Source organism: Citrobacter sp. A316 (assembly GCF_002042945.1).
Lineage (GTDB): Bacteria > Pseudomonadota > Gammaproteobacteria > Enterobacterales > Enterobacteriaceae > Citrobacter > Citrobacter portucalensis.
Genome location: NZ_MVFZ01000020.1, coordinates 66,614 through 84,787, shown reverse-complemented (window position 1 = coordinate 84,787; position 18,174 = coordinate 66,614). Strand labels below are relative to the sequence as shown.

Genomic DNA, 18,174 nt, shown 5'->3' with positions numbered 1-18,174 from the left:
TCCCGGCAATTGACTATTGATGAAGGTAACATTTCTTTAAAATAAGATGAATTTTAGCAACAAACAGTCACCAACTGGTCTACTGCATCGAAAATCTCACCGTCGCGACCTGACCAGCGTCATCCATCACCAGCAGTTGATATTCCCCTTGAGTCGCCAGCTGTAGCGTCAGACGACGTCCGCGTTCATCCAGCCTTTCACCGTTAAGAAACCACCAGCGTTCACCGCTCCCACCACTGGTTTGCACCGGCAATGAGGCTTGAGCAGAACCGGGTAAACGCTTCACAATCGCGCCATCACGAATGCCTGTCAACTGCAACGGCTGCGAAGCGTCTTGTCCCAACGGCGGACACGTGGCAGAAACTGGCGGTAATCTCGCCCCACGGCGTTCTGATTCCGGTAGCCATGGCTCCAGCGGCAACGGCCAGACGATTAACGTTTGTTGGTGCGCCTGCGGGCAATCCGCCGCCACACGTTTGCCTTCATCATCCAGCCAGACAGGAAAACGAATACCATTAACGCCTTCCTGCTCGGGCAATAATAACGTTGGCGGCTGACTGCCATCCAGTAACCAGGTTGCCAGACGGCGACGGCAGTTGCTGTCTCCGGGAGCAAGGGATTGCCCGCCCGGCCAGCACACCACACCGCGACCTACGGATTCAGGGCGTGGATCTTCCGGCTGATTTGTCCCGCGAGAGAGCAAAAGATTGTTGACCTGATTGAGCAGCGGCACGGCGCTGGCAAATCCAAACTGACCCACCACCGGCGTTCCGTCTGGTCTGCCAGTCCAGATACCGATCACATAACGGGCGTTAACACCAATCGCCCAGGCATCGCGATAGCCATAGCTGGTGCCCGTTTTCCACGCCAGAGGGACCACTCTGCTCAGCGCGTTATCCGGCAGCGGTTGCGCTTCGCCGGCCATAATGCGGCGAATAATCCACGCCGCGCCCGCCGACATCAACGGACGTTCAAGCAGTGGGTCACCCGGCTGCAGACGCAGTTTTCCCGCTTTTCCCTGGCGGGCAAAGGCGCTGTACGCTGCGGCCATATCTTCCAGCCTTGCCCCCGCGCCACCTAAAATCAGCGACAGATTCGGCGCAGCCCCTGCGGGCAGATACAGCGGTAAGCCGACGTTACGTAACGATGCGGCAAAACGCTTCGGGCCATAGGCTTCGAGTACCTGCACGGCGGGTAAATTCAACGACCTTACCAGCGCTTCGCTCATGCTCACCGGGCCATGAAAACCGCTGTCAAAATTTCCCGGTCGATAGTCCCCGGTTCGCCGCGGGACATCCTGCAACAACGAAGCGGGATGAATGAGTCCGTCATCCAGCGCCAGGCCATAAACAAACGGCTTCAGCACCGAGCCGGGCGAACGGATCGCATTCACCATATCCACATGACCAAAGCGGGAGTCGTCATTCATATCTACCGACCCCACCCAGCCACGTACACTCATATCGGTGTGATCGACCACAATCATTGCCAGCGAACTGCGAGCAGGTAAGCGCCCTTTCCAGTTTTGCGCCAGCTCTTCCAGTTGGCGCTGCAATCCAGCGTCAAGGGTAGTTACGATTTTATCGCTCCGGCTTTTCCCCAGCATCATGCGCGAGAATAATGGCGCTAACTGCGGCATTTGCCGGGGTGCCAGCCAGATCGGCTCTTCACGCGACTCCTGTACCTGTCTGGCAGGCCAAATACCCTGAGCCGCCATACGTTCGAGCACTTTATTACGCGCCGCTTCAGCACGGTCCGGCCAGCGATCCGGACGCAGGCGACTCGGTGCCTGTGGCAACACAGCCAGCAATGCGGCATCGGAGTAACTCAATTGCGCGGGTGATTTACCAAGATAGGCCCAGCTTGCCGCCCCCACGCCCTGCAGCGTACCGCCAAACGGCGCACGGTTGAGATACAGTGTCAGGATGTCACGTTTGGAGAGATGCCATTCCAGCTGCAATGCGCGCCAGAGCTGGAGAAACTTGCCGCCGAAGGTTCGCGGATGGGGATCGAGTAATCGTGCGACCTGCATGGTGAGCGTACTGCCGCCCGAAACCACACGCCCAGAGGAGAGGTCCTGCCATGCTGCGCGCAGTACTGAAAACGGATTGACGCCGGGATGCTTCCAGAACCAGCGGTCTTCGTAGTTAATTAGCGCCTCAAGGTAGCGGGGCGACACTTCATCAATCGTTACCGGATACCGCCAGATACCATCCGCATCGGCAAAGCGCCAGAGTGGCGTACCATCATGGGCCACCACGACCCGTGCCGGATCGACTTCGTGCAAGGGCAGCGGCCAGATTTTATCTGCCGCCCATACTGCCGCCACAATCAATAGCGCAACGGCTGCCAGCCAGAGCCAGCAGCCGCGTTTACCCAACCCACGCATCATTTACGGTCTGACAATCAAAAGTCCCTCTGTCGCACCGGTCGCGCGCCACTGCGGAACATACATTGATTCCACCTGTGGGACGGGAACCTGGTAGGTTCCCGGCGTTACCGCTCGCGCCAGATACACCAGCGTAACCGGTTGTCCTTCGTTGACCGCCACCGCGGCGACAAAGCGATCGTCACGGAACTCAACGTGCTGTATATCTGCCTGCTGCATCTGATTAAGCAGATTCGCCACTTCGCTGCCGCTATCCTGCAGGCTGGCGCTACCGTTGGCCAGATTCTGGTTTTCCAGCTCCAGTCCTGCTGGCAGTAAGTCAACCACCAGCGCATCCGGCACGTTCTGGCTGGCTTTCACCTCCAGCCAGACCAGCACCAGCTCGCCGCTACGCAAAGAATCCAGCGATTTGCTGTTCCCGTCGAGCCCCAGAATTTGACGCTCAATATTCAGAACGTTGCTGGCAGGCGTCGGTGAGGTTTGCGGATAACCGCTCACATCCAGACGCAACCACAGCGGTAGATTACCGGTATTGGTGACGCTCAGCGTAGACAGTGTGTCGGCATCCAAATTGCGGGTTAGCGATTTATCCCCTGCCAATGGTTGCTCCGAGAGTGACGTTTGCGCCTGCCACGTACCAGGCAAATCCTGTAACGTACGCGCGGCAAGGAACAACGCATTATTTTCCTGAGTCGAGAGCCAGCGCTGTCCAAAGGCCTGTTCTGACAACGTGTTCAGCAGCGTATTCTGCACGTCAGGTTTGAGCTTGTTCTCTTCGAGCAAAGCCAGCATCAACGCGTTATCCCGTAACGCACTGCCGTAATCCGCCATCCACTGTTGCGTATCGCGGCGCGGCGTATTCAGCGCCAGCGTCAACGCCTGTTCACTGCGGTTGGCATCACCCATATTTTTCAGCGCGATCCCCAGTTGTAACAGCGGTAAACCAGAAGCCGCCTGAGCACGGCGATCCCAGATCTCACGCAATGCACCGAGCGGGGCTTTTTGCTGACGCGCCAGTACCAACGCGGCGTAGGCTTGTACGGCAAACCGGCTTGCTGATGCGTCGTCGGTATAGCGAATCGACAACATTCCTGGATCCTGCAAATAGCGCAGCAGCCGCTCGTTGCCCCGGTTAATCACTTCCACCGGGACGCTGTAGCCCTGTTCATTCGCCCGGACGAGAAAGTCCATGACATACGCGGTCAGCCAGTACTCTTCCGACCCGTTTTTATCCCACAGCGCGAAACCGCCGTTATCACGCTGCATCTGCACTAAACGAGAAATCCCAATATCGACTGCCGCACGGCGTTTTTCATCGCTGTCGCCCACAATACCTAACGCCTTCAATTGCGCAGCGTTGGTGTATAAGGATGGGAACAACCCGCTCGCCGTTTGCTCCAGGCAGCCGTAAGGGTAAGCCTTCAGTTCGCGGATATAACGCGCCAGATTTAGCGGCGGCTTACCGCTGAACAGCAATTGCCCCTGCATCGTTGCAGGGGAGAAATTGGTCAGTTCTTCGCCCGGAAGCTGCCAGGTTTCGCCTGGCTGCAGTGCGACACCGTTATTAACGGTTTGCGCCGGGAACGCCGGACGCACGCCAATCTTCCACTGTTTATGCTGAACAGGCAGCGTTTCACCCGGTAAAGTCAGACCGCTAATTTCTGCCTGAATTTCGCCATCACCAAAGCCCTCCCGCGCACGCACCGGAATAAACAGCGTAGTTCGTACGCCTGGCGCCAGATTTACCGGTGCGGGATCTTGCCCCATCAGCTCCAGTAAACCGCTGGCCACGAGCTTAATATTCAGCGTTTGCGGTTTGTCAGTCAGGTTAGTCACGTCCAGCGTCAGGCGCGAGGTATCGCCCCCCGCCAGGAAGCGCGGCATGTTCAGTTCAGCAATCACCGGTGCCGCAACAATCACTTTGCTTTCGCTGCTGCCAAAGTCATCCGCAGTCCAGGCCTGCGCCATTACCCGCAGTTCACCATTGAAATCACCAATTGGTAACGTCACCGTACCTTCGCCCTGCTCGTTGAGCGTGACCGGCAACGCCTGTTGCGCCACGATATTGACGTGATTGACCGGTGGCTTACCGCCGCGTTTTAATTCATCGCCATCACCACCAAAGCGCAGCGCTGCCAGACGCCCCTGCCCTTCGATTACCTGGCCGTAAATATCATAAATATCCGCGCCATAGCGTTTTTGCCCGAAAAACGCCTGCCATGGGTCCGGCGTGGCGTAATCGGTAATGTTCAACACCCCGCTATCAACGGCAGAGACCAGCACGTTAACCTGTTTTGGTACGTCGCCATTTTTGACGCTGGCTTTAATCTTGACGGTCAACGGCTGGTTTGGACGTATTTTCGCCGGGTTTTCCAGCGCCAGCGCCAGACGACGGTTTTCATCGCCTAACGGCAAATGCAGTAAGCCGACCGCCCGTTTTGGCGTTGCCGAACGGGACTTGTCGCCAGGGCGAATCACCAGCGCGCTGAGATACAAATCGTGGCGATTCCAGCTTTTATCGATCGGGATGGAGATATCGAGACCATCCGCCGGTACGTCTATTTCTTGCCACCACAGCGGGCCTTCGCTGGATTCCACCATCGCATAACCTTTGCCAGCAGCAGGAGCGGCAACGTGCAGGTTCATGGTATCGCCAGGACGATAGCTGGGTTTATCCAGTTTCAGCGTCACGCGATCGGGACGCGCGGCCCCGCTGCCGTCGCTGTTATCCTGCCAGCTATAACCGGCCCAGAAGCGTACGCTGCTCACTGCATCATTCGGGGCTTTTACTTCCAGACGATAAGCGCCCCACTCAACCGGGAAGCTAACTTTACCGGTCTCATCGGCCTTAAGATCCAGGGTCTGCTCACCCTCAACCAGATCCTTTTGATCGAACTGTGATTGCCAGCCCTCGCCTTCAGACCAGTTCCAGTAATAATCTCGTCGCTCGCGGATCAAACGCACCTGCAAACCGGACACCGCTTTTTTCTCGCCTTGCGCATCGGCATACACAATGTCGAAAGCGGCGTTGCTGTTTTCATCAACGATAGGCTGATTCACGGTGGTATCAGTACGGTAGTCATAGACAGCTTTTGCCGCAAACTGCGGACGAATACCCGGCAGCGTGTCCGCAGGCCAGATGGCTTGTTCAGCCCGACGCGTTACCGGACGACCACCAGATTCCAGCAGGCTGGCTTGCAGGATCACCTGTAACGGAGAATGCGTCTCCTGCCATTGGCTGTTGGTGGTCACTTCGCCGCGACCGTGTTCATCCAGCGTAAGCTGAACTTCATCGAGGCTGCGGGACAGATTTTCTTCGGCAATATTACCAAACTGGAACCCCGGCAATGCCTGCACCGCTTCGCGCAGCGGGCGCAGGAAAAGCTGCCCTTGCAGAGCATTGCCGTTAGCAGGCGCGCCGTACAGGTAGTAGCCCACTACCGAGAACTTCACTTCATCAGCCGGAGCTACCGGAATCTTATTGGCGGAGAGATTGAGCGCCATCCGCTCAGGCATAAAATCTTCGACGTGGAAATCCCACATCCGCGACTGGTTGTCGCCCGTATTAGCACGAATATGCCACATACCGGTTGGTGCGTTGGTGTCCAGCGGCCAGCTAAAGCGGTACAGACCGTTCTCCGGCTGGCTAACCACCGAGCGTAACACTTGTCCGTCAGGCTTCACGACCTCCAGCTTCACCGGCTGGTCTGGCAACGTTTTGCCATCGCTGTCACGCAGTAATCCGTTGAGGATCACCGTTTCGCCAGGACGATAGAGGTCACGGGGACCAAACATAAAGAACTGTTTGCTGTATCCCGGTGCGCCAGCAATATCAAATTCAGCCAGATCCAACGCCGGGAGCTTCAGATCCAGCAGCGTGGTTTGCCCGTCTTTGCGGGCCAGCAATAAGGCCGCGTCTTTATCAGTCTCCAGTTTGACATGACCCTGCGCGTCGCTGGTAGCCTGCGCCAGCGTCTGTCCTTTTTCGTTGAGTAACGTGACCTCAATACCCTGCTGCGCGGCGCCGTTTTCCAGACTCTGCGTAAAGACATCCAGTTGATTGTGGTAACGGTGAGCAGACACACCAATATCGCTGAGCGTGAACAGCGTAGCGGCATTACTGTAGTTGTATTGTCCAGCCTGATTCATCACCGCGATGTAAACACCTGCTTGCTGCAACGGCTTGATATCGCTCAGCGGCAGCAGCAGCTTCTCACGGGTGTTACGCGCAGGATTGAGGTCAAAGCGTCCGGTATACACCAGTTCCGCCATTTTCAGCAGATTGTCAGATTCCCAGTTCGTCAAGGAATTGCGGTATTCCCACTGGCTGACAAATGCGCCGAGCGATTCAGGCTTCACGCGAAAGAAGTTCACATCCACGCTGTTAACGTTGAGGGCCATTACCGGCAGGCCTTCAATTACTTTTCCCGGCAGCAGCGAGCCGCGACTGGCAAACCCTACGCTTGGCTGGACGTCGCGAGTGGTAATGTTTTTTTCATAATCAATCGCGAACGTCGCTTTATTCAGCGCCAGCAAATCACGCTCAATGGTCACCACCAGTTCCCGGTTAGGTTCCAGATGGCGTAAGCGTAGCTCTTTCAGATTTGGTGCCAACTCCCAGGCGCCGTCCACTTTGCCGCTTTTTTTATCAACAACGTGCACGACGCGGGAAAAATCTTGTTCTGGATCGAGGGGAATGGAGAAGGTCAACACGAGCGTTGCCGCACCGTCGAGCTGGACCTCTGAGGCATCCAGCATCGTCAGCGACTTGCCCTGGCTTTGCTGCATCAGCTGTTCTAACTGAGCCTTGTCTTTTGCGGGCGCAGTCTGTGGCGCTGGTGCATCAGGTTTCGCAGCCGTCGGTGATTTTTCGTTATTATTATCGCACCCGACCAGTGCCAGCATCAGCATGCAGGCCGCTACGCGTAAATGTTTCATTTTTCATCCCTGGCCGTAGTGGCCCGTTAGCTACGTAGATCAACTATTATGCGTCAGATTTCCAGCTGTGGAAGTCAGTAACTGAACAACGTTGTCCTAATTTTCATGATTAATGTGGATTCGCCTGACAAATCAGCCTCTTTTACTTGTCGCTTTGCACTAAACGTCCGACAATTTGCCGAAACCTGGTAAAAATGGAGATGCCTATGACCACCGCCTTCTTTGTCGCTGCCGACTGGCTTGCCGAACATATTGACGACCCGGAAATACAAATTCTTGATGCCCGGATGGCACCTCCAGGACAGGAAGATCGCGATGTTGGCGAGGAGTATCGCGCGGGCCATATTCCTGGAGCAGTCTTTTTTGATATTGAAGCGCTTTCCGATCATACCTCACCGCTACCGCATATGATGCCGCGCCCGGAAGCCTTTGCCGTTGCGATGCGCGAGCTGGGCGTTGATCAGGATAAGCATCTGGTTATCTACGATGACGGTAATCTGTTTTCCGCGCCACGCGCATGGTGGATGCTACGTACATTTGGCGTCGAAAATGTCTCCATTCTGGCGGGCGGTCTGGCAGGCTGGAAGCGCGATGAGCTAATGCTCAAGGAAGGCGATGAGGATTTACCTGAAGGTGAATTTAACGTGGCCTTTACGCCTGACGCAGTAGTGCGCGTTACCGATGTACTGCTGGCCAGTCATGAAAAAACGGCGCAGATCGTCGATGCCCGTCCGGCTGCACGTTTTAATGGCGAAGTTGACGAACCGCGTCCAGGTCTGAAACGTGGCCATGTGCCGGGTGCGCTTAACGTACCGTGGACAGAACTGGTTCGTGACGGCGAACTGAAAACTACCGATGAACTGGATGCTATTTTCTTCAGCCACGGCGTGAGCTTTGACCGCCCTATTATTGCCAGCTGCGGCTCCGGCGTAACGGCTGCCGTCGTGGTGCTGGCACTTGCCACGCTGGGCGTTTCTGACGTCGCATTGTATGACGGCGCATGGAGCGAATGGGGAGCACGTAACGATTTACCGGTAGAACCGAAATTATAAAGCTGGAAAAGCCGGATAGCGCTTCGCTTATCCGGCCTACTATTTAGATAATCCGGTTCTGTTTAAAGTCGCGCAGGAAACCGCCCCAGCGGCGTTCGTAGAACGGCGCGATATGCTCAGTGATAAAGTGGCTCACGCCCTTCTCGCCTTTTTTCACCTGGCAGATATCAATAGGTTCATCACCCGGCAGCGTATCGGTCGCAACGCTGCCCGCGGCGTGAATGATCTCTTCAATATCACCTTCGGCTTCAATACCAATCAGCAGGTTCGGCTGGGCTTCCGCACTTTCTTTGATTGAGCAGAGAAACGCGCGTTTTACCGGCTTAATGGTTTTAAACAGCGTAGTCAGCGAGTCAATCATTTGCGCCGGAGGTTCAGCGACTTCAGAGAGGATCAGCGATTCACCGCCTTCCAGTACTTCCTGAGTACTCAGAGGATTGCCTTCTTCCCCCATCAGCAGACTGATTTCACGCGGCATAAACTCTTTGCCGGTCGGCAGTTTCGCGTTGAGAAACAGCGTTTCGCCGAGCGTCATTTCAAACAACGTACGCACCGGCATAACGACGAACGCTTGCTCATCTTCCACCGCCTGCTGCAGGGCTTCCAGAGAAGTGAAGAACGGGATCACGGTCGTGCCGTCTTCTTTTTCCCAGTGCTGCAGATCGAGAGCGCTATCTTCAACCACCGCCTCGCCTTCTGCGGCAGTGCCCGGCACCCAGACGGTGGATTCCAGTAAAGTACGGAAAAATGCCGGACGATGCGCAGGCTCTGTCGCCGCTTGTTCCAGCAAGGTTTCTAATTCGTTTTTTGTTTCGGACATAAGTATCACAAATTGGATGAATACATGTAGGCCGGATAAGCGTAGCGCCATCCGGCAATACAGTAATAAATTATGCGGTCAGCAGATTCGCGATAGTGCGCACACCCAGACCAGTTGCACCCGCAGACCACTGCTCAACCGGCGCTTTGCGATAGGTCGCAGAGCAGTCGATGTGCAGCCAGCCCTGCTGGTAGTTTTCCACGAAATGGGACAGGAAGCCCGCCGCGGTGCTTGCGCCAGCCGGGTAGGCCGCGCTGCCGGTGTTATTCAGCTCGGCAAAGTTCGACGGCAACTGGCTACGGTGGAACTCTGCCAGCGGCAAACGCCAGAACGGTTCGTTTTCCTGCGCCGCACTTGCCAGCAGGCGAGCAGCCAGTTGATCATCAAAGCTAAACAGCGCGTGGTAATCGTTGCCCAGCGCGGTTTTCGCCGCGCCGGTCAGCGTGGCAGCATCAATAATCAGCTCCGGTTTCTGCGCGCTGGCGTCGATCAGACCATCGGCCAGCACCAGGCGCCCTTCGGCATCGGTATTCATCACTTCAACTTTTTTACCGTTGCGATAGTGAATGATGTCGCCGAGCTTAAAGGCGTTGCCGCTGATCAGGTTATCCGCGCAGCACAGATACAGTTTCACGCGCTTGTTCAGACCACGGGTGATGGCAAATGCCAGTGCGCCAGTTACGGTTGCCGCACCGCCCATGTCGGACTTCATTGAGTCCATAAATGCGCTTTGTTTGATGCTGTAACCACCGGAGTCAAAGGTGATACCTTTGCCAACCAGGCAGGCATAAACCGGGGCTTCTTTGTCGCCTGTTGGGTTGTAGTCCAGCGCCAGCAGCACCGGAGGACGTTCAGAGCCGCGGCCTACGGTATGCAGACCCATGTAGTTCTGCTCGCGCAGATCTTCGCCTTTGGTGATACGGTAAGAGACGTTATCGCACGCGACGGAGCACAGCAGATCAACAGCACGCTGCGCCAGCTGTTCCGGGCCCAGCTCTTCTGCCGGGGCGTTAATGGTATCGCGCACCCAGTCGATAATTTTCAGACGGTTATCCAGCTCTTTGCGCTGCGCTTCGTCCAGGGCGGCCCACTCAACTTTGCGGGTGCCTTTTGGTCCCTTGTAGCCCTGCCAGAACGCCCAGCTACGTTCGGTATCCCAGCCTTCACCGTCCAGTTGAACGTGTTTAATGCCCAGACCGTCGATTTTACGCGCGGCACGCTGGATAAGGCCGAGGTCATCTTTTCCGTTCAGGTGCAGGGTAATGCCGTCATTATTAATGCTGTATGTCGCCTTTTCACCCCAGCGGGCATCGGCGGGTTGCGTGGAAAGCGTAATTTTCATGGCTTCTGTCATTTTATTTATCCTTATTTTCGCGCATACAGGAAAACGGGCCACCCGTGGGCAGCCCGTTGACTTATTCGGCTTCGTCCAGCCAGACCAGCAAAATGGCCTCAAGGATTTTTTCGTTCGATGCCTGAGGATCATCATCGAACTCTTCCAGGTCACAGATCCACTGATGCAGATCGGTGAAACGAACGGTCTTGGGATCGAGATCGGGGAACGCGTCGTACAACGCCTCGCCGATTTCGCGGCTATCGGTCCACTTCAGTCCCATACTACCCTCTGTTAATGCTCACGCGCATGATTGATTGTGTAACGTGGGATTTCGACCACTAAATCGTCCTCGGTTACCCGAGCCTGACAGCTTAAACGGCTCTCCGGCTCCAGTCCCCAGGCTTTATCCAGCATGTCGTCTTCTTCTTCTGTGCTTTCCGGCAAAGAATCAAAACCTTCACGCACGATGCAGTGGCAGGTAGTGCAGGCACAGGATTTTTCACAGGCGTGTTCAATCTCGATCCCGTTACGCAGGGCAACGTCGAGAATGGTTTCGCCGGTCTCAGCTTCCAGAACTGCGCCATCGGGACAGAGATCCTGATGAGGCAAAATAACAATCTTTGGCATATTAAACCTCGTCCACGGAATGGCCTTTCAGCGCGCTACGGACGGATTTGTCCATGCGGCGAGCAGCGAATTCCTGGGTTTGTTTGTCTACGTTTTTAATGGCTTGCTCTATCGCGTCAACATCGTCACCCTGTGCAACCTCGCTCAAGTGCGCGGCGGCGGTGTCGATAGCCTGACGTTCTGCGGCGCTTAACAGCGCGGCATCAGCGTTCAACGCACCAGATAAACTCTCCAGTACGCGTGCCGCTTCGACTTTCTGTTCTGCCAGCATACGGGCTTTTACGTCCTGCTCGGCAAAACTCATCGAATCCTGAATCATGGAGGCGATTTCACTGTCGGTCAGACCGTAGGACGGTTTAACCTGGATTGAGGACTCAACGCCGGTGGATTTCTCCATGGCGGTGACGCTCAGCAGCCCATCGGCATCCACCTGGAAGGTCACGCGAATATGCGCGCCGCCTGCTGGCAATGCCGGGATGCCGCGCAGCGCAAAACGCGCCAGGGAACGGCAGTCCTGCACCAGTTCACGCTCGCCTTGCATCACGTGAATGGACATCGCGGTTTGGCCATCTTTAAAGGTGGTAAAGTCCTGCGCGCGCGCTACCGGGATAGTGGTGTTACGCGGGATCACTTTCTCCACCAGACCGCCCATGGTTTCCAGTCCCAGGGACAGCGGGATAACGTCCAGCAGCAGCATTTCGCTGTCCGGCTTATTCCCGACCAGAATATCCGCCTGAATTGCCGCACCGATTGCGACCACTTTGTCCGGGTCGATAGAGGTCAGCGGCGTACGGCCAAAAAATTCACCGACGCGTTCACGCACCAATGGCACGCGCGTTGAACCACCGACCATCACCACTTCCAGTACATCTTGCGGCTCCACGCCCGCATCTTTCAGCGCGCGACGGCAGGCCAGCAGCGTACGCTTGACCAGTGCGGAAATGAGTTCATTAAAGGTTTCACGGGTGATTTCACCCTGCCATCCCGCCACGTTAACCGTTACAGAATCAGCTTCGCTAAGCGCGATTTTCGCTGCAATTGCGGCATCCAGCAGTTCGCGCTGTACGCGGTTATCGCTACGATCGGCCACGCCCGCCTGCTCGCGAATGTAATCGGCCAGCAGATGGTCAAAATCGTCGCCGCCGAGCGCGGAATCACCGCCGGTCGCCAGCACTTCGAACACGCCGCGACTCAGACGCAGAATAGAAATATCAAACGTACCGCCGCCAAGGTCGTAGACCGCAATTACGCCTTCCTGACCGGAGTCCAGGCCATACGCGATCGCCGCTGCGGTCGGTTCGTTCAGCAGACGCAATACGTGCAGGCCCGCCAGACGCGCGGCGTCTTTGGTTCCCTGACGCTGTGCGTCGTCAAAGTAAGCCGGAACGGTGATTACTACGCCGTCCAGTTCGCCGGACAGCGATTCGGTTGCCCGCGCGGCCAGCGCTTTCAAAATATCAGCGGAGACACGCACCGGATTCAGCAAACCGGCTGCGGTTTCAATCATTGGCAGGCCGTTTTCGCTCGCCTGGAACGTATATGGCAGATGCGGGTAACGCGCCTGGATATCCGCCAGAGAGCGGCCCATCATGCGTTTTACCGAGCTGACGGTGTTTGCCGTATCCAGCGCGGCATTGGCGCGGGCATCGTAACCGACAGAGTAGCCCTGCTGCTGATAGTGAACCACTGACGGCAACAGGTGGCGACCTTCATGGTCTGCCAGCGTTTCGGCCTGGCCGCTGCGTACAGTCGCAACCAGGGAGTTGGTGGTGCCTAAATCGATACCTACCGCCAGACGACGCTGGTGCGGCGCGGCGCTCAGACCAGGCTCACTAATTTGTAATAAGGCCATTTTCGCTTCCGGAAATTAAAAATCGAGCAGTTTTTCTTCGAGTTGTTCTGCACTGCTTCGCAGTTTATCGAGAAAACGCAGCTTACGCACGGTATCTGCCGCTGCGTCCCACGTCTCGCTATCCAGCTGTTCCACCATCAGTTGATGGCGAACGTTATACATTTCGCTGACGCGTTGCATAAACGCATCTAAACATTGACTGTCTTTTGCCTGTTCAATCTCGTCCAGCTCTTCACGCAGCTCAAGTTGCTCCATCAGGAACGCGGTATCGCGCACCGTGTGCTGCTCGTTGCGGATATCAAAGCCGTGTAAAGACAATAAGTATTCGGCGCGCATCAAAGGATGACGCAGCGTTTGCCAGGCCTGGTTGATAGTGGCGGACTGCGAAACCGCAGCAAGTTGTTCCGCCTGGGAACCGCTGGCGAATTTATCAGGATGATACTGACGTTGTAGATCCTGAAAACGTAGGCTCAGCGCCTGAGTATCGAGCTGATAACGGGCCGGTAAGCCAAAGAGGGTGAAGTAGTCCATAACATTCTCAGGGCATCGATTCTCTGTTGTTCGATGAGGCAAAACCAGAGAGTCAGGTAAAACAAACCCCACGCGCAGGCGACCACGGTGGGGTTATCAGTAAGCGCGTTACACGTGGAAGCTTTCGCCGCATCCACATTCGTCTTTCACGTTCGGGTTAGTGAACTTAAACCCTTCGTTCAGACCTTCTTTGACGAAGTCTAACTGCGTACCGTCGAGGAATTGCAGGCTCTTACCGTCGATCACGACTTTTACGCCTTTGTCTTCAAACACGGTATCTTCAGCCGCCGGCTCGTCAACAAATTCCAGTACATAGGCCATACCTGAGCAGCCGGAGGTTCTCACGCCCAGACGCAGACCAAACCCTTTACCGCGGTTTGCCAGGAAGGTATTTACACGCGCTGCTGCACTGTCGCTTAAGGTAATCGACATAATAAAACCTCAACTCTTAATTATTTTGCTTCACGTTTGCTTTTGTAATCCGCAATCGCGGCTTTAATCGCGTCTTCAGCCAGAATAGAGCAGTGAATTTTCACCGGTGGCAGTTCAAGCTCATCAGCGATATCGGTGTTTTTAATCGCCTGTGCTTCGTCCAGAGATTTCCCTTTTACCCATTCGGTAACCAGAGAGCTGGAAGCAATAGCGGAACCGCAGCCGTAAGTCTTGAAACGCGCGTCTTCAATGATACCCTCATTGTTGACTTTGATCTGCAACTTCATCACGTCGCCACAGGCCGGTGCACCCACCATGCCGCTGCCCACGTTCTCGTCGCTGTTGTCAAAAGAGCCCACGTTACGTGGATTCTCGTAATGATCGATTACTTTTTCGCTGTAAGCCATGCTGAATTCTCCTTATCGGTACCGATTAGTGATGTGACCATTCAATGCTGTTCAGATCCACGCCCTGTTTGAACATTTCCCACAGCGGAGAAAGGTCACGCAGGCGGCCGATGGAGTTGCGAACCAGATTAATGGCGTAGTCAATCTCTTCTTCGGTAGTGAAACGACCTAAAGAGAAACGAATTGAGCTGTGTGCCAGCTCGTCGGTCATCCCCAGCGCGCGCAGCACGTAGGATGGCTCCAGGCTTGCAGAAGTACATGCAGAACCGGAGGATACCGCCAGGTCTTTCAGCGCCATAATCAGCGACTCGCCTTCAACAAAGTTGAAGCTGACGTTGAGAATGTTCGGTGCGCCCTGCTCGAGGTCACCGTTGAGGTACACCTCTTCCATATCTTTCACGCCGTTCCACAGACGGTTACGCAGACTGCGCAGGCGCGCCATCTCGGTTTCCATCTCTTCTTTAGCGATACGGTATGCTTCACCCATGCCGACGATCTGGTGCACAGGCAGCGTACCGGAACGCATACCGCGCTCGTGACCGCCGCCGTGCATCTGCGCTTCAATACGAATACGCGGTTTACGACGAACGTACAGCGCGCCGATACCTTTCGGACCATAAATTTTGTGGCCAGAGAAGGACATCAGGTCAACTTTCAGTTGGCTCAGATCGATAGGCAGTTTACCCACGCTCTGGGTCGCATCAACGTGATAGATGATGCCGCGCGCACGGCACATTTCGCCGATAGTCGCGATATCCTGCACCACGCCGATTTCGTTGTTCACGTGCATGATGGACACGAGGATGGTGTCGTCACGCATTGCCGCTTCAAGTTCTTTCAGGTCGATAATGCCGTTACGCTGCGGGGCGAGGTAGGTGACTTCAAACCCTTCGCGCTCCAGCTGACGACAGGTGTCCAGCACGGCTTTGTGTTCGGTTTTGCTGGTGATGATGTGCTTGCCTTTTTTCTGATAAAAGTTGGCTGCACCTTTAATCGCCAGGTTATCGGATTCAGTCGCACCGGAAGTAAATACGATTTCACGCGGGTCAGCGCCCACGAGGTCGGCAATCTGGTTACGGGCGATATCTACCGCCTCTTCAGCCTGCCAGCCGAAACGGTGTGAACGAGACGCTGGGTTACCAAAGTTTCCGTCCAGGGTCAGACACTGCATCATTTTCTCGGCAACACGCGGGTCCACCGGCGTGGTTGCGGAGTAGTCGAGATAGATCGGTAATTTCATTGCTCTATAAACTCCGTACATCGCTTCAATGCAAGGAATCAGGCAACCGGCTGGATGTACGACCGAGTTAACGGGGTGTGTAGCACCCCGGCCTGATTCTAAAATACTTTTATTATGCGCGTAACTTAACGTCGATCGCGTCTTGAGCACGATTAGTGCGTGGAGCGTCATGGGTATGCTGGCGACCAGACACATCCAGGACTTCCTGATTATTCACCAGTTCGCCCAACGTAATGTTGTTGAGGAAACCGGTCAGACGATCGCTCAGATCGCGCCACAGCGCGTGGGTCAGGCATTTATCGCCGCCCTGACAACCGCCTTTACCCTGGCAACGGGTCGCATCTACAGACTCGTCAACAGCGCTAATCACTTCACCTACTGCGATGCTGCCGGCATCTTTACCCAGCAGATACCCGCCGCCTGGTCCACGTACGCTGGAAACCAGACCGTTTTTACGCAAACGGGAAAACAGCTGCTCCAGGTATGACAGGGAAATTCCCTGACGTTCAGAAATATCAGCCAACGGTACCGGGCCCGTTTCGGAGTTGAGCGCAACGTCCAACATTGCGGTCACGGCATAACGCCCTTTTGATGTCAGTCTCATGTCTTACTTAGCCTCAAACTCGCCCCTGCCCGGGGTTTTTTATTGTAAAATGGGGGTATTGCATAGCAGGGGCAAGTCTGACATTCCCGACTAAATCAGTCAACTATTTACTTGACTAATTTAGTCAAGTATTTAACCTTCAGTGCCATTTTCACTTGCCGGATGCGCTTCGCTTATCCGGCCTACGAATCGTGCGGCCTGTAGGCCGGATAAGCGAAGCGCATCCGGCATTAGTACAGTTACTTGCTTTTATTCTGCTGCTCGATTGAAGCTAAAATCCCGCGCAGGATGTTCAGCTCCTGGCTCTCAGGACGCGCGCGCGTGAACAAACGGCGCAGCTTATTCATCACCTGTCCCGGGTGCCCTTCACGGATAAACCCGGTCGACAGCAGCGTTTGCTCCAGATGACCGTAAAAACGCTCTAAATCATCGACCAGCGGATACTCAGCTTCTTCGTATTCTGCTGCCTTGTCGCTTTCCTGCGTTGCCAGCCAGGCCATGCGCACTTCATAAGAGATAACCTGCACCGCCATCGCCAGGTTGAGCGAACTGTATTCCGGGTTCGCGGCAATAGCGACGTGATAATGACACTTCTGCAACTCTTCGTTGGTCAGGCCAACGCGTTCGCGGCCAAACACCAGCGCCACCGGCGAGTTCGTCGCTTCAGAGACGCTTTTTAAACCGCATTCACGCGGATCCAGCATCGGCCACGGCAGCGTACGGGAACGCGCGCTGGTGCCTACCACCAGGCTACAGCCCGCCAGCGCTTCATCGAGCGTATCGACGATCTGCGCGCTACCGATCACATCACTGGCACCCGCTGCCAGAGCGATGGCCTGTGAGTCCGGTTTAACCAGTGGATTTACCAGCCACAGATTGGTTAAACCCATGGTTTTCATTGCGCGGGCTACAGAGCCCATGTTGCCAGTGTGAGAGGTTTCCACCAGCACGATTCGAATATTTTGCAGCATTGTATTTCTTCGGCTAAAGATTATTCGGGCATATTACCATAAAACGAAGACATATTCCGAACTCGCTGCTATACTCTGCGCCGTTTTCCCGTTCTTTAACATCCAGTGAGAGAGACCGATGCATCCGATGCTGACCATCGCCGTGCGCGCAGCGCGCAAGGCGGGTAATGTAATTGCCAAACACTACGAAACACCAGACTCTGTAGAAACCAGCCAGAAAGGCAGCAATGATTTCGTGACTAACGTCGATAAAGCCGCCGAAGCGATTATTATCGAAACAATTCGCAAATCTTACCCACAGCACACCATCATCACCGAAGAAAGCGGTGAACACGCTGGTGAAGATCAGGATGTTCAATGGGTTATCGATCCACTGGATGGCACCACCAACTTCGTAAAACGTCTGCCGCACTTCGCGGTTTCCATCGCAGTACGCATTAAAGGCCGTACTGAAGTCGCCGTTGTTTACGATCCAATGCGTAATGAACTGTTCACCGCAACTCGCGGCCAGGGCGCACAGCTGAACGGCTACCGTCTGCGTGGCAGCACCGCCCGCGATCTGGACGGCACCATCATCGCCACCGGTTTCCCGTTCAAAGCCAAACAGCACGCCGCTTCTTACATGAAGATTCTTGGCAAGATGTTCACCGAGTGTGCTGACTTCCGCCGTACCGGTTCTGCTGCGCTGGATCTGGCATACGTTGCCGCTGCGCGCGTTGACGGTTACTTCGAAATCGGTCTGAAACCATGGGATTTCGCAGCGGGCGAGTTGATTGCTCGTGAAGCTGGCGCACTGGTTTGCGACTTCACCGGCGGCCATAACTACCTGGCGACCGGCAACATCGTTGCAGGTAACCCGCGCGTAGTTAAAGCTATGCTGGCTAACATGCGTGACGAACTGAGCGACGCGCTGAAGCGTTAATCAGCTGTGGTGCCGGATGCGACGCTTTCGCGTCTTATCCGGCCTACAATTCA

15 protein-coding genes are annotated in these 18,174 nt (G+C 55.3%); 2 read left to right on the top strand and 13 right to left on the bottom strand.

Annotated features, from left to right (window positions below):
- Positions 1-79: 79 nt before the first annotated feature.
- Together pbpC and BZK41_RS21495 are read right to left on the bottom strand one after the other, a co-directional pair.
- Positions 80-2,392, bottom strand: coding sequence for a peptidoglycan glycosyltransferase PbpC (pbpC, locus tag BZK41_RS21500; RefSeq protein WP_079939507.1), 2,313 nt, complete (start codon positions 2,390-2,392; stop codon positions 80-82).
- Entirely contained in the window at positions 2,393-7,327 is a 4,935-nt protein-coding gene (locus tag BZK41_RS21495) for an alpha-2-macroglobulin (RefSeq protein WP_079939506.1), read from the bottom strand.
- Positions 7,328-7,533: 206 nt separating this feature from the next.
- On the opposite strand from BZK41_RS21495, the gene sseA reads away from it, so the two are divergent.
- Entirely contained in the window at positions 7,534-8,379 is an 846-nt protein-coding gene (gene sseA / locus BZK41_RS21490) for a 3-mercaptopyruvate sulfurtransferase (RefSeq protein WP_079939505.1), read from the top strand.
- 43 nt (positions 8,380-8,422) lie between these two features.
- Here sseA and sseB read toward each other — a convergent pair whose 3' ends face one another.
- From sseB to trmJ, 11 genes are all read right to left on the bottom strand, one after another.
- Positions 8,423-9,199: an enhanced serine sensitivity protein SseB gene (gene sseB, locus BZK41_RS21485; protein WP_016157136.1), complete on the bottom strand. Its 777-nt coding sequence runs from the start codon at positions 9,197-9,199 to the stop codon at positions 8,423-8,425.
- 70 nt (positions 9,200-9,269) lie between these two features.
- Complete coding sequence (pepB, locus tag BZK41_RS21480; protein ID WP_005120412.1) at positions 9,270-10,553, bottom strand: aminopeptidase PepB; 1,284 nt, start codon at positions 10,551-10,553, stop codon at positions 9,270-9,272.
- Positions 10,554-10,614: 61 nt separating this feature from the next.
- Positions 10,615-10,815 carry a Fe-S cluster assembly protein IscX gene (gene iscX, locus BZK41_RS21475; protein WP_003037694.1) on the bottom strand — a complete coding sequence of 67 codons (201 nt, stop codon included), beginning with the start codon at positions 10,813-10,815 and terminating at the stop codon, positions 10,615-10,617.
- Positions 10,816-10,826: 11 nt separating this feature from the next.
- Positions 10,827-11,162, bottom strand: coding sequence for an ISC system 2Fe-2S type ferredoxin (gene fdx, locus BZK41_RS21470; RefSeq protein WP_003037690.1), 336 nt, complete (start codon positions 11,160-11,162; stop codon positions 10,827-10,829).
- A gap of 1 nt (position 11,163) precedes the next feature.
- A complete protein-coding gene (gene hscA, locus BZK41_RS21465; RefSeq protein WP_079939504.1) occupies positions 11,164-13,014 on the bottom strand; it encodes a Fe-S protein assembly chaperone HscA in 1,851 nt (616 codons plus the stop codon).
- A 15-nt stretch (positions 13,015-13,029) separates the two neighbouring features.
- Positions 13,030-13,545, bottom strand: a complete 516-nt coding sequence (hscB, locus tag BZK41_RS21460) for a co-chaperone HscB (protein WP_079939503.1) — start codon at positions 13,543-13,545, stop codon at positions 13,030-13,032.
- Positions 13,546-13,653: 108 nt separating this feature from the next.
- On the bottom strand, positions 13,654-13,977 hold the full coding sequence (gene iscA / locus BZK41_RS21455) for an iron-sulfur cluster assembly protein IscA (RefSeq protein WP_003835203.1): 324 nt from the start codon (positions 13,975-13,977) through the stop codon (positions 13,654-13,656).
- A 20-nt stretch (positions 13,978-13,997) separates the two neighbouring features.
- Positions 13,998-14,384, bottom strand: coding sequence for a Fe-S cluster assembly scaffold IscU (gene iscU / locus BZK41_RS21450; RefSeq protein WP_002913991.1), 387 nt, complete (start codon positions 14,382-14,384; stop codon positions 13,998-14,000).
- Between the two features lie 25 nt (positions 14,385-14,409).
- Positions 14,410-15,624 carry a cysteine desulfurase gene (iscS, locus tag BZK41_RS21445; RefSeq protein ID WP_003835233.1) on the bottom strand — a complete coding sequence of 405 codons (1,215 nt, stop codon included), beginning with the start codon at positions 15,622-15,624 and terminating at the stop codon, positions 14,410-14,412.
- 112 nt (positions 15,625-15,736) lie between these two features.
- On the bottom strand, positions 15,737-16,228 hold the full coding sequence (gene iscR, locus BZK41_RS21440; protein WP_003037674.1) for a Fe-S cluster assembly transcriptional regulator IscR: 492 nt from the start codon (positions 16,226-16,228) through the stop codon (positions 15,737-15,739).
- Between the two features lie 239 nt (positions 16,229-16,467).
- Positions 16,468-17,199, bottom strand: a complete 732-nt coding sequence (gene trmJ / locus BZK41_RS21435; RefSeq protein WP_079939502.1) for a tRNA (cytosine(32)/uridine(32)-2'-O)-methyltransferase TrmJ — start codon at positions 17,197-17,199, stop codon at positions 16,468-16,470.
- A gap of 118 nt (positions 17,200-17,317) precedes the next feature.
- Between trmJ and suhB the strand changes: the two genes are divergently transcribed.
- Entirely contained in the window at positions 17,318-18,121 is an 804-nt protein-coding gene (gene suhB, locus BZK41_RS21430; RefSeq protein WP_003037670.1) for an inositol-1-monophosphatase, read from the top strand.
- The last annotated feature ends 53 nt before the right edge of the window (positions 18,122-18,174 follow it).

Excerpts from the sequence above, each read along its gene's own strand:
- pbpC (WP_079939507.1), bottom strand. The coding sequence starts at position 2,392 with ATGATGCGTGGGTTGGGTAAACGCGGCTGCTGGCTCTGGCTGGCAGCC.
- BZK41_RS21495 (WP_079939506.1), bottom strand. The coding sequence starts at position 7,327 with ATGAAACATTTACGCGTAGCGGCCTGCATGCTGATGCTGGCACTGGTC.
- sseA (WP_079939505.1), top strand. The coding sequence starts at position 7,534 with ATGACCACCGCCTTCTTTGTCGCTGCCGACTGGCTTGCCGAACATATT.
- sseB (WP_016157136.1), bottom strand. The coding sequence starts at position 9,199 with ATGTCCGAAACAAAAAACGAATTAGAAACCTTGCTGGAACAAGCGGCG.
- pepB (WP_005120412.1), bottom strand. The coding sequence starts at position 10,553 with ATGACAGAAGCCATGAAAATTACGCTTTCCACGCAACCCGCCGATGCC.
- iscX (WP_003037694.1), bottom strand. The coding sequence starts at position 10,815 with ATGGGACTGAAGTGGACCGATAGCCGCGAAATCGGCGAGGCGTTGTAC.
- fdx (WP_003037690.1), bottom strand. The coding sequence starts at position 11,162 with ATGCCAAAGATTGTTATTTTGCCTCATCAGGATCTCTGTCCCGATGGC.
- hscA (WP_079939504.1), bottom strand. The coding sequence starts at position 13,014 with ATGGCCTTATTACAAATTAGTGAGCCTGGTCTGAGCGCCGCGCCGCAC.
- hscB (WP_079939503.1), bottom strand. The coding sequence starts at position 13,545 with ATGGACTACTTCACCCTCTTTGGCTTACCGGCCCGTTATCAGCTCGAT.
- iscA (WP_003835203.1), bottom strand. The coding sequence starts at position 13,977 with ATGTCGATTACCTTAAGCGACAGTGCAGCAGCGCGTGTAAATACCTTC.
- iscU (WP_002913991.1), bottom strand. The coding sequence starts at position 14,384 with ATGGCTTACAGCGAAAAAGTAATCGATCATTACGAGAATCCACGTAAC.
- iscS (WP_003835233.1), bottom strand. The coding sequence starts at position 15,624 with ATGAAATTACCGATCTATCTCGACTACTCCGCAACCACGCCGGTGGAC.
- iscR (WP_003037674.1), bottom strand. The coding sequence starts at position 16,228 with ATGAGACTGACATCAAAAGGGCGTTATGCCGTGACCGCAATGTTGGAC.
- trmJ (WP_079939502.1), bottom strand. The coding sequence starts at position 17,199 with ATGCTGCAAAATATTCGAATCGTGCTGGTGGAAACCTCTCACACTGGC.
- suhB (WP_003037670.1), top strand. The coding sequence starts at position 17,318 with ATGCATCCGATGCTGACCATCGCCGTGCGCGCAGCGCGCAAGGCGGGT.